This is a genomic window from Paenibacillus contaminans (genome assembly GCF_003285015.1).
In the GTDB taxonomy this organism is placed as follows: Bacteria; Bacillota; Bacilli; order Paenibacillales; family NBRC-103111; genus Paenibacillus_V; species Paenibacillus_V contaminans.
Map to the genome: position 1 here is coordinate 159,536 of NZ_QMFB01000001.1, position 12,080 is coordinate 171,615.

Annotated in this window: 9 protein-coding genes; 8 read left to right on the top strand and 1 reads right to left on the bottom strand. The window is 53.8% G+C overall.

The window, feature by feature from the left end; genetic code table 11:
- Positions 1-12: 12 nt before the first annotated feature.
- Positions 13-1,020, bottom strand: a complete 1,008-nt coding sequence (locus DQG23_RS00845; protein WP_113028906.1) for a helical backbone metal receptor — start codon at positions 1,018-1,020, stop codon at positions 13-15.
- Between the two features lie 246 nt (positions 1,021-1,266).
- On the opposite strand from DQG23_RS00845, the gene DQG23_RS00850 reads away from it, so the two are divergent.
- The 8 genes from DQG23_RS00850 to DQG23_RS42790 all read left to right on the top strand — a co-directional run bounded on the left by DQG23_RS00850 (position 1,267) and on the right by DQG23_RS42790 (position 12,067).
- Entirely contained in the window at positions 1,267-3,288 is a 2,022-nt protein-coding gene (locus tag DQG23_RS00850) for a penicillin-binding transpeptidase domain-containing protein (RefSeq protein ID WP_113028907.1), read from the top strand.
- Positions 3,289-3,397: 109 nt separating this feature from the next.
- Entirely contained in the window at positions 3,398-4,108 is a 711-nt protein-coding gene (locus DQG23_RS00855) for an FHA domain-containing protein (RefSeq protein WP_113029535.1), read from the top strand.
- A gap of 784 nt (positions 4,109-4,892) precedes the next feature.
- Positions 4,893-5,861: a polysaccharide deacetylase family protein gene (locus DQG23_RS00860; protein ID WP_238177696.1), complete on the top strand. Its 969-nt coding sequence runs from the start codon at positions 4,893-4,895 to the stop codon at positions 5,859-5,861.
- A gap of 71 nt (positions 5,862-5,932) precedes the next feature.
- Positions 5,933-7,309, top strand: coding sequence for an FG-GAP repeat domain-containing protein (locus tag DQG23_RS00865; RefSeq protein WP_113028908.1), 1,377 nt, complete (start codon positions 5,933-5,935; stop codon positions 7,307-7,309).
- Positions 7,310-7,329: 20 nt separating this feature from the next.
- Positions 7,330-8,025, top strand: coding sequence for a response regulator transcription factor (locus tag DQG23_RS00870; RefSeq protein WP_113028909.1), 696 nt, complete (start codon positions 7,330-7,332; stop codon positions 8,023-8,025).
- The gene (locus DQG23_RS00875; protein WP_238177697.1) at positions 8,004-9,410 is read left to right on the top strand and encodes a sensor histidine kinase; all 1,407 of its coding nucleotides are present in this window, start codon (positions 8,004-8,006) and stop codon (positions 9,408-9,410) included. Before DQG23_RS00870 ends, DQG23_RS00875 begins: the two co-directional genes overlap by 22 nt.
- A gap of 155 nt (positions 9,411-9,565) precedes the next feature.
- A complete protein-coding gene (locus tag DQG23_RS00880) occupies positions 9,566-10,258 on the top strand; it encodes an N-acetyltransferase (RefSeq protein WP_113028910.1) in 693 nt (230 codons plus the stop codon).
- Between the two features lie 81 nt (positions 10,259-10,339).
- A complete protein-coding gene (locus tag DQG23_RS42790; RefSeq protein WP_238177698.1) occupies positions 10,340-12,067 on the top strand; it encodes a DUF6385 domain-containing protein in 1,728 nt (575 codons plus the stop codon).
- The last annotated feature ends 13 nt before the right edge of the window (positions 12,068-12,080 follow it).

The following is a 12,080-nucleotide window of genomic DNA, read 5'->3' on the forward strand; positions in this document are numbered from 1 at the left end:
GAGATGAAATAACTAAAATAATTTCTCGGCTAGTTCTTTATAGGCGTTCGGCGCTTTCACGAGTGAAGCTACGCCGAATGTATTATAGTCGAGCGCTTTGACTTTGCCGTTCTTGAACGCGTTCAGCTTCTCCCAAGCGCCGTTTTTCTTGACGTCTTCCTCGAACTTCTTGATTGCGGCATCCGGATCGCCGTGTGCGACGAGCAAAATGACGTCGGGATTTGCGGCAACGACATTCTCGATGTTGAGCGCGACGTAGGTTTCCTTGGATTTCAATACATCCGATACGATATTGGAGGCGCCGAGCTTTTTGGCAAGGCTTCCCGGGAACGTATTCTCATTCATCAGCATGAACGATTCCGCGGAGCCGAACAGGAACATTACCTTCGGCGCCGTTTTACCTTTTGCGACGGACAGCGCTTCCTGCTCCTGCTTATCCAGCTTGGCGAAAAAATCGGCGGCTTTTTGTTCCTGCTTGAATACGCGGCTGAGCACAACCATGGAAAGCTTTAATTCCTCCAGCGAGTCAGTCGGGATATAGGCGGTTTTTAAGTTTGCCGGCTTAAACTGCTTCTCCAGGCTGTCTTTAATGGAAGTGGGGCCAAGCACGACGTCAGGCTGCAGCTTCGTCACCTGCTCGACGTCGGGCTTGAGCGCGGAGCCGATTTTTTGCACGCCCTGAAGCTCATCAGCCAGCGCGATCGTCGAGGTAGGCACGCCGACCGGCTTGACGCCGAGCGTATTGAGAATTTCCGCTATCGCTACGGATGCGCTAACGACTTTCGCCGGCGCTTGCTGGCCGAATTGAGCGATGAGCTCGGTCGCTTTCGATTCGTCCACGGTAAAGGAAGGGGCTGCGGACGGTGAAGCGGAAGGCTTGACGGATGCCGCAGTTCCTGGCGAAGCGCTTGCGGACGGAGACGTTTTTGCCTCAGGTTGATTGTCGCTGCAGGCAGCTACGGAAGCCGCTAACAGAGAGACGCTTACGCAAAGCGCCAATTTACGATATGTAGCATTCATTTTTCAAAACACCCCGTCATTATATTTGATACTGATAATCAATATCACCTAATGCATTACATTAACACGAAACAATTTCGTGCACAATAGTAAATGAGAAAAATTATTATTCTCAACTAGCCGACAATCTTCGGTCATTGTTTTGGCGATTATTAGATACTTATTAGCCACTTATTATTAAACAGCCATGTTGCGAGCCTTATTTTTCCCGTAAACTGTACGGAAAGATAGAAGGGGCGATAAAAAATGCGCGTAGATAAAAGGCTCTTGGTGTGGCTGTCGGTATTCGTATTGATGATCATCGTATATGGCTGCAAGGAAAAGCTTCCTTCTTCCGAGGACGGGATGAAGGCTTATTTGACGGCTTGGTCGAAGGGCGAATACGAAGACATGTACGAGCAGTTATCCGGGGAAGCGAAGGCGGCCGTATCCAAGGATGTTTTTGTTACTAGACATAGCTCCATATACGAGGGGATTTCTGCATCGGAGCTTGATATACAGCTCGTTTTCGCATCGCATGACGAGAACGGGGATAAATCGCGGGATACATTCGGGATCCATGTGAAAATGACGACGATTGCCGGCGATGTCGAATTTGACCAAACCGTTACGATGGTGCTCGAAAATAAAGCGTGGCGTGTAGAGTGGACGCCCGGTTTTATTTTTCCGCAGCTGCAGGAGAGCGACAAAGTGCGGGTTCAGTCGCTTAAAGCGGAGCGGGGCGCCATTGTCGACCGCAGCGGACAGAGCCTTGCCTTCAATGAAGAGAAGCTGGAAATCGGAATCGTCCCGAAGGATTTGCCGGAGCCCGCCGGCGATACGCTTAAGCGGCTAGCCGGGATATTGCAGTCGAGCGAGGAGGAAATCGAGCAAAAAAGAACCGCTTCCTGGGTAAAGCCGGACTATTTCGTTCCGATCGCCGTATTGTCCAAAGACGATCCGAAGGTGAAAGCCGTGCAAGCTTTGAAGGGAACGGCGATACGAAACAAAAAAGTGCGTTCGTATCCTTTGAAGGAGGCTGCCGCGCATCTTGTCGGTTATATCGGCAAGCAGAACGCGGATGAGTGGGCAAGACTCAAGGATAAAGGCTACATGGAGGACGATTATGTGGGCAAAGCCGGCTTGGAGCAGGTGTTCGAGGAGCAGCTTCGAGGTACGGACGGCGGCCGAATTTATATCGTAGATGCGAACGGAAAAGAGAAAGGAACGATCGCCAGCCGCGACGCCGTCAACGGACGGGATATCACGCTTACCGTCGACGCAAATTTGCAAACGAGCATTTATAAACAGCTGGAAAACGACGCAGGAGCCGCAGCGGCCATTCATCCGTTGACGGGTGAAGTGCTGGCTCTGGTCAGCTCGCCTGCCTACAATCCGAACGCGTTCGTTACAGGCGTACCCGAATCGTTGTGGAAGAAATGGAATGAAGATCCCGATAAGCCTTTGCTGAACCGATTTGCCCGAACCTTCTCACCGGGTTCCGCGTTCAAACCGATTACTGCAGCCATTGCGCTCGATACGCATACGATCGATCCGGAGCAGGAGCGGAATATAACCGGCAAGCAGTGGAGGAAGGACGGTTCGTGGGGGAATTACTACGTAACCCGGGTATCCGACGCGGCTGCTAAGGTAAACCTGCTGAAGGGACTTATGTATTCCGACAATATTTATTTTGCGCAGACCGCGCTTGAAATGGGCGAGCAGCGTTTTGTCGCGGAAGCGGGTAAGTTCGGCTTTGGCGAGAAGCTGCCGGTTCCTTATCCTCTGGACGTTTCGACGTTAATGAACGAATCGATGAAAAATGAAATCCAGCTCGCCGATTCCGGCTACGGACAAGGAGAGGTGCTCATGAATCCGCTGCATATATCGACGGCGTATACCGCTTTTGTGAATGCCGGAAATATCGTTTCGCCTGTTCTGGTGCGGGAGGAAGGGCAAGCTGCCGAACGCAAGGTTTGGAAATCCGAGGTCATTCGACCGGAGACGGCCGACTTGATCACACGCGATTTGATCCAGGTCGTCGAGAGCCCCGCCGGTACCGGCCGCGATGCCAAAATTGAAGGCGTGACGCTGGCTGCAAAAACGGGAACGGCGGAGCTCAAGCAGAGCAAAGGAGCGGCAGGCAAGGAAGTCGGTTGGTTTGTGGCTTATAATACGAATGACCCTCGCTTGTTGCTGGCGCTGATGGTCGAGAATGTGGAGGGACGCGGAGGGAGCCATTATTTATCTCCTAAAGTCCGGACCGTTTTCAAGCAATATTTGCGCTGAGAACGAGGCTGTATATGTTTGTGTGTTGATTTTTGCCAAGAAATCGTTCAATATTTTCAGTACGGGGTTATTTCCCGATTCGTTCGCGCAAAAAAGAAGGTGCTTCGCCATGGAACCATTTGCAAGCCTGTATGTTATGAGAGGCGATCCGGATCAGGCCGGCGTACGTCTCGACCTCGCATCCGAAGAAACCGTAGTCGGCAGGCCAAGCAACGATTACATACCGGATATTCCGATTGCCAACGCTTTTATTTCGCGCCGTCATTTTATGGTGCGCCAAGAAGAAGGGACGGCGGTTCTCTACGACCTCGGCAGCAAGCACGGAACCGAAATCGCCGGAAAACCGCTTGAACCGTATAAACCGTACCGTCTCCAAGAATCGGACTTGATCAGCCTCGCCAAAGGAACGGTCGTCATGCATTTTGCCTATGCCTTTACGGATTATACGCTGGAGCTGGAGACGCGGAGCTTGCTGACGCGGCTGCAGCTGGCGCAAACCCCGGTTATGCTTGAAAAGGAGAAGCGGGAATGCTATATGAGCGGGAAGCGAATCGCGATGTCGGAGAAAGAGTGGCTGCTGTTCGAGCTCCTGTATGAGCACGCCGGTGAGCTTGTCCCGATACCGGCATTAAAGAAGAATGTTTGGCCGGAGAGGGTGTCTCCTGATGACGACGTTCCGGATGTCGGAATCGAAGAGTTGAATGCGCTCGTATACCGGGTCCGCAAGAAGATAGATTCGCCGTATTGCGCGATCAAGACGGTGCGAGGCGTCGGTTATATCTACGAGGAAAACGGAGAAGCTTCGGAGGAAAGCGTTTAGGTGCCAGGCCTCAGACAAAGGAATGCCGTTTCCGTTCGGCAGCCGCTTATACGCAAGGCCAAAAGAAGAGCCGCTTCGACGGAAGCCGCTCTTCTTTTTTGCAATCTCAGAAGTGTATCTCCGCTGATAGTTCAATTTCCCGGTAAACGCGCCAGTCCATTAAAGGATGTCAAAGCCGTTCATCTCTACGCTACTATTAAGGCTCCTCGATATTCTGTAGTCCGAAATAACCCACTAGGAGCAAGAAATCGAGGCTCGCACACACACAAACGTATAGCAGCCATGCACCAAAGGACCGTCTGTGATTTTCGGACGGTTTTTTTACGTTTCGGGAAAGGTTTTCCCGATCAAAAATCGCGCCGTCTTGCCGGATGCCGATTGTAGCGAAAAAGCGATTATTTTGTCATAGATTCGTAACTACTTTGACATAGGTTCAGCGTAAAATGACAGTAAAGGATTCAGTCATTGCAATCTGCAATAACGCTCGAAGGGGAGTGGCATATTCATCCTACCGGCATAAGAGTAATAGACATAAACTTGCCGCCTTGCATCAGCTCTTATTTGGAACATAGCGCCGCCATTCATCGAGATGCAGCATTGGTCGAAACGGCGGTAAGCTAGTAAACTAGTAAAGTGAAACCATTCGACTGCGAATCCGAAATATCGACAAGCTCAGGATGATAGAAGGCTTAATACCACAAGGATAAACGGCTTTTCCGTCCTTTAAAGGACAGGCGCGTTTACCGTTTAATAAAAAATACAGATAGATAGGCAGCGAATCCGGATGAGAGAGAAACGAGCGAAGAAACGGCGCAAGCTATGGGCCGTATGGATGTTGGCATTATTTATTATCGGCGGCTGCGCGGGAGGAAAAGTGATTTATTCCTCTCTCTTCATGACGATTAACGCGGCCGATCAGGAGGAAAGTCTACTGCCGCAGGCTTCCGGCAAGCCTGAACATAAGGAGATCGAACCGATTCCGGCCGAAGCGGCCGTCATCAAGAAGGATGATGCGCCGGCGGTCGTGCATAGCGATTCCGAGGCGGTCAAGCCGGGGGAAAATAAAGACAAAGCGATAGAGGCGACCCCGACGCCTCAAGCAACGGGCAAACAGACGGAGAAGGAGTCCGCTAAACCCGGCTCGGAGTCCGGCAAACCATCCAAGCAAATCGCGCTAACCTTCGATGACGGACCCGATACGAAATATACGCCGAAAATTTTGGATATTCTAAAACAGCATAAAGTTAAGGCGACATTTTTTCTCGTCGGAAGGCAAATCGATCTGTATCCGGATATTGTGAAAAGAATTGTCGACGAGGGTCATGTCATCGGCAATCATTCGTGGGGACATCAGCAGTTGAACAAGCTCAAGGCGGAAGACATCAAACATGATTTGGACAAAACGGACCAATTGCTTCAAAAAATACTCGGAACGGCGCCCAAGCTGTTTCGTGCTCCATATGGCGCGGTTTCGGATACGCTGAAGGATGAAGTGAAGTCCTCCGGCCGCGAGATGATCGGCTGGTCCGTCGATACGCGCGATTGGGCGGGAGAGTCGCCGGAAGACATGATGAAGACGGTACGCAGGCAGATGGGGCCGGGCGGGATCGTATTGATGCACAGCTTCGGCGGCAAGAACGGGAAGCTGGACAATACCGTGGAGCTGCTGCCGAAGCTGATCCGCGAGCTGCAGGATGACGGGTATTCGATCGTAACGGTGCCCGAGCTTGAGCCTGCCAGAACGAAGCGTTGAAGCAGCGCCTGACTGTTCCGCCAGAGCAGGCAGGCGTTGTTATTTGAACTTGAATGGCAAAGGAGTTTTACATGTTAAGCAGATGGAAAGGTTGGTGCGCGCTGACGGCGCTGTCGCTTGCATTATCGGGATGCCAGCTCGTTTCGTCTCCCGTCGATCTGCTGCGGTCGCCGCAAATATCCAGCAGTCAGCAGGAGCGCAAGCAAGCTGTCATGCAATTCATGCCGGCGACGGCGAAGCTTACCGTTCCCATTCGTTCCAAGCAGGCGAGCGCGATCGTCGAGGCCGATTTGGACGGTGACGGGACGCCGGAAACAGTCGCATTTTATAAAAATGAAAAAAACGAATATGAGCTCGGCATTCTCATTTTGCAAAAGAAAGATGACGGCTGGGTGAAGCTTGGCGATTTGAAAGGGGTCGGAAGAGAACTGCATTACGTGGACTTTCCCGATTTGAACGGCGACGGCATTCCGGAGATGGTCATCGGCTGGTCGGGCGGTAACGGATTGACGAAAGAGCTTTCCGTCTATATGATGCAGCAGGGTGCGATGAAGAAGATGCAGTCGTTGAAATACGACGAATTGGCCGGAGACGATCTTGACGGAGACGGAAAGACGGATCTCGTGCTTTTTCAGGTCGATCGGGTCAAGCTGTTATCTTCCGCCCAGCTCTATGCGATCCAGAACGGGGAGCTTTCGCTCTTGCAGACTTTGCCGCTGGAGCCGGCAATCAACGGCTTCGCCCAAGCGAAAACGGGTATGGCCAGCGCAACGCAAAAAGGTATTTTCGTGGAAATGGGCGTAGGCGCGCATTCCAGCATAACCTCTCTGATCGTGAAGGAGAAGGGCTTGCTGCGGGATGTTTTCGCATCCGGCACGGACGGCGAAATGATTACATTTAAGGCATATACTACCTTAAGCGAGGATATTAACGGGGACGGCATCACGGAAATCGATATTTTGCGGGAGCCGTCCGGCTCGGAAGAGTACGCGATGGCAAATATGCCTTGGATTCACGAGTGGAACCAGTGGGACGGCCGGAACGGACTCGTGCCCGTCTACGAAAATTATTATAATAATGGCGTAGGCTTCCGTTTCGACATTCCGGACAGATGGCGTGGGCGTTACACGGTTGCCAAGCAGACGAGCGACACCGAAGCGACAAGCGTGTTTTACACGGTAAACGATTCCGGAAGCAAGCAGTTCGAGCTGCTCTCCATCGTCGGAATCAAAGCGAATGCATGGAATGAGCGGCGCAAGCAATTGGAGCAAGCCTCTGCGAAGTATGAGATGCTCGGAGCCAATAACGGTTTTGTGATTTATTCGGTGCTGCCCGATGGCGAGCCTTCGGGAACGGCCGCCGAGAAGAAGACGTTCGCTGACCTCAGGTTGGAGAAGGATGAACTGGCGAAGCTGCTGCAATTGTATTATATGGAATATGCCCAGTGAATGCGAAAGGAGGTATTCCATTGAAGGTCTTGCTGCTTGAAGATGAAGAATCGATACGCGGGTTCGTTCGCATCAATCTGAAAAGGAGCGGCATGGAAGTCGTCGAGGCGGAAACGGGCGAAGAGGCGCTGCAGCTTGCGGAACGGGAAACGGATATCGATATTGCGCTGCTGGATGTCATGCTGCCGACGATAAGCGGATTTGACGTGTGCCGGGAGCTTCGGCGAACATATCCGCGAATGGGCATCATTATGCTGACGGCCAAAGCGCAGGATACGGACAAAGTGGAAGGGCTGGAGCTGGGCGCGGACGATTATGTGACCAAGCCCTTTAGTCCGATCGAGCTCGTCGCGCGCGTCAAAGCGCTGTATCGCCGTTTGCAGCCCGAGCAAGCCGAGCAGGACGCAAGCGGGCTGGTCTCGGGTCCTTTTGTCCTCAAGCTGGACGAACGGAAGCTGTTCAAGAACGACCGGGAGCTCGACTTGACGCCGACCGAGTTCGCCTTGATCAAGCTTCTCCTTGAGCATGCCGGCAAAAGCGTCAGCCGGGACGACATTCTTAATAATGTGTGGGGGCGCCACTATATGGGCGATTTGAAAATCGTCGACGTCAACATCAGGCGAATCCGCAAAAAAATCGAAGACGATTCTTCTTGTCCGGCTTTTATCGAAACGGTTTGGGGATATGGGTACTTATGGAGAAAAGATCCAGGATAAAAAGCGTCCGAAGCAGGGTCGTTTGGAGTTTTGTCGCCGTAATCGTGTTTATTATTACCGTGCTTGGTGGTTTGTTTATCGGGACGGTTAAAAAGTATTATTACGGCAGCGCGATCGAAGCGATGCGCGAGCGGGCATCCGTCACGACCGCTTTTTACAATCAATATGTAACGGCCGGCTTTATTCGGGAAAGAGCCCGCTATATTTTCGAGAATGTGTCTCCCGACGAACTGGCCAAAATCGAAGTCATCGACATGAGCGGCCGGCTGGTGCTCGATTCGAACGGCTTTGCCTCATCCGTTACGATTATGACCGATGATGTCAAGCAGGCCATGCAGGGGGAATCCGGTCAGTGGGTCGGGAGCGATCCGGTTTCGCATGAGAAAATATTGGCGCTGTCGAATGTGCTGTGGGAGAACGACAGGCCGATCGGCATCATCCGGTTTACGACTTCGCTAACGCTTGTTGATGATGCGATTGCCGGCGTGACCCGACTGGCGCTCGCCGCCGGCTCGATCGTTATTTTGCTGTCGCTTGCGATGAGCTTGCTGCTCGCCAGAAGAATCGTGAAGCCGATTCGCGAGCTTACCTCTGTCGCCAAGGTGATGGCGGGAGGCAATTTCAGCAAGAAAGCGATCATCCGGCATAACGATGAAATCGGCCATTTGGCGGATACGCTCAACTATTTGTCCGATGAAATTACGAAAAATACCCGGCTGAAGAACGAGTTCATCTCATCCGTATCCCATGAATTGCGTACGCCCCTCACATCGATAAAAGGCTGGAGCGAGACGCTGCTGTCGGGCGATCTCGAAGACCGGGAGGAAACGAAGCTGGGGCTGAAGGTCATTACGAAAGAAACCGAACGGTTAATCGGATTGGTCGAGGAACTGCTCGATTTCTCGAAGCTGCAGGCCGGGGCCGTCAAAATAAAGCGGAAAAGCGTCGATTTGAACAAGCTTGCTGCGGATCTCGGCAATCAGTTTCAAGCGAGCGGTTCTCGTAAAGGTCTTGTGCTAAGCATCGAGCTGAGCAAGGATGCTTTGATCATAAGCGGCGATTACAATCGGCTGAAGCAAGTGCTTGTCAATGTAATCGACAATGCTTTAAAATTTACGCCCGTGAGCGGCGAAGTACGACTGGAAACGAGCAGCGACAACAAGTTTGCTGTCATTCGCGTTCGCGACAACGGAGACGGGATTTCGCCCGAGGATTTGCCCTTCGTTACCGACAAGTTTTATAAGGGAGGAACGAGCCGGCCTGGGAACGGACTCGGCCTGTCGATCAGCAAGGAGCTGGTCGAGCAGCATGGAGGACGTCTTCACTTGGAGAGCCGCTTAAACGAAGGTACCGTCGTGACCATATTGCTGCCGCTAGCCAAATGAATGCGAAGCATATCGCTTCCGGTTGGAATCACTCACCTTGCCGCGCTAAGATCCATATATTGTTCATCATCGGTTCGAATCGGAATCGATTCCGGCGGCATGGCTGCCGGGAGCAGCGGTATCGGAACTTTTCGAGATAAAGGGGATGCTCAGCAATGCCGAACAATCATGTGCCCGAATCCGCTCATATCGGCCGGCACGTCGTCATCGAAGATGATGTCGTGCTGGGCGAACGAGTGGAGCTCGGGCATTTTTGCGTGCTTTTGAAGGGAACGGTATTAGGAGACGATGTGAAGGTCGGTTCGCATACCGTGCTTGGCATTCAACCGCGCGGCAGCGCGTTTATGCGGCAAACCGGGCAAGCCGCCGACGGCTTGCGCGTCGGCGACCGTACCCGCATCGGAAGCCATGCGACGATTTATTCGGGAAGCCGCATCGGGGACGATGCGTTTGTCGGCGATCATGCGAGCATACGAGAGGCGGTTTCGATCGGAAACGGAACGGTGGTCGGCCGCGGTGCCATGATCGAGCTGAATACGTCGATCGGCGATCGCTGTACGATTCAGACTTTGGCCTATGTGACGGGGGATACGGTATTGGAGGACGGCGTTTTTATCGGGCCGTGCGCCTCGATGTCCAATGATAAATATATGGGAGCAAAGCCGTTTGAGCTGATCGGTCCGCGTTTGCTGCGCGGAGCGAAAATCGGCAGCAACGCCACGCTGCTGCCCGGCGTCGTAATCGGGCAGGGGGCGATTGTCGGGGCAGGCTCGGTTGTGACGAGGAATACGGAAACGGCGGAACTGGTGACCGGCGTTCCGGCGAAGCCCCGTCATTATGTCGATTGACACATTTTTCACCTGACCCATACGCAATCTATGGCGTTCCCATAACGTATAGTAATTGTTTATAGGGGGGAGGGGGAAAGGGTGCCTAACTTTTCTGTATTCAACCCGGATCCGGACCAGTTGAGATCGCTCATTTTCGGCTTCGACGGCACGGATTCGCAAGCGATAAGCACCGATACGAGCGGCAGGTTGAATGTCGCCGGGGTAGAGACGATTACCGCCGTAATGGGAGCCACGATTACGAACGGTACGGTGTCGGCGACGATAACCGGGGGCACGTTAAATGCCGTTCAAACGATAACGGCCGTCTTGGGCGCTACAATTACCGGTGGTACCGTCAACGTCGGAACGATTAATTCGATCGAAACGATTACCGCGGTTCTCGGCGCGACAATCACCGGCGGAACGCTGAACGCGGTGCAGACGGTACAGACGGTCGACGCCATACTCGGCGCGACGATCACGGCCGGTACGGTGTCGGCGACAATCACCGGCGGGACGCTGAACGCAGTGCAGACGGTGCAGACGGTACAGACGGTCGATGCGATACTCGGCGCGACGATCACGGCCGGTACGGTGTCGGCGACGATCACCGGCGGGACACTGAACGCAGTGCAGACGGTGCAGACGGTCGATGCGATACTCGGCGCGACAATCACGGCCGGAACGGTGTCGGCGACAATCACCGGCGGGACGCTGAACGCGGTGCAGACGGTGCAGACGGTGCAGACAGTCGATGCGATACTCGGCGCGACAATCACGGCCGGAACGGTGTCGGCGACAATCACCGGCGGGACGCTGAACGCGGTGCAGACGGTGCAGACGGTGCAGACAGTCGATGCGATACTCGGCGCGACAATCACGGCCGGAACGGTGTCGGCGACAATCACCGGCGGGACGCTGAACGCGGTGCAGACGGTGCAGACGGTGCAGACAGTCGATGCGATACTCGGCGCGACAATCACGGCCGGAACGGTGTCGGCGACAATCACCGGCGGGACGCTGAACGCGGTGCAGACGGTGCAGACGGTGCAGACAGTCGATGCGATACTCGGCGCGACAATCACGGCCGGAACGGTGTCGGCGACAATCACCGGCGGGACGCTGAACGCGGTGCAGACGGTGCAGACGGTGCAGACAGTCGATGCGATACTCGGCGCGACAATCACGGCCGGAACGGTGTCGGCGACAATCACCGGCGGGACGCTGAACGCGGTGCAGACGGTGCAGACGGTCGATGCGGTACTCGGCGCGACGATCACGGCCGGAACGGTGTCGGCGACGATCACCGGCGGGACACTGAACGCAGTGCAGACGGTGCAGACGGTCGATGCGATACTCGGCGCGACGATCACGGCCGGTACGGTGTCGGCGACAATCACCGGCGGAACGCTGAATGCGGTGCAAACGGTGCAGACGGTCGATGCGGTACTAGGCGCGACGATAACAGCCGGTACGATTACGACTATTTCGCAGGCGAACTTTACGCAATTCAGCACATCCGGTATCGTCGTCAACTCGACGACCTATACGGGAATAGCATCCGCATCGATAACGCAGAGCACGTTTCCATATCGTACGTATTCGTATTTTATCGTTAATGCGACGGGCAGCGATGCCGTCAATTTGCGCGTGGAAATCAGCTCGGACGGAACGAACTGGTTTATCGACCAGACGTCGACAACTTTAACGGCCGGTACGGCCGTGCTGGTGCCAAAAAGATTTTTGAAGTATACGCGTTTGGCTTATGCCACGACGCTGCCGGCTACGGCGGCCACGATCAACGTTTATCTGGATGCACAGGTATAGCGGTTAGTAACGG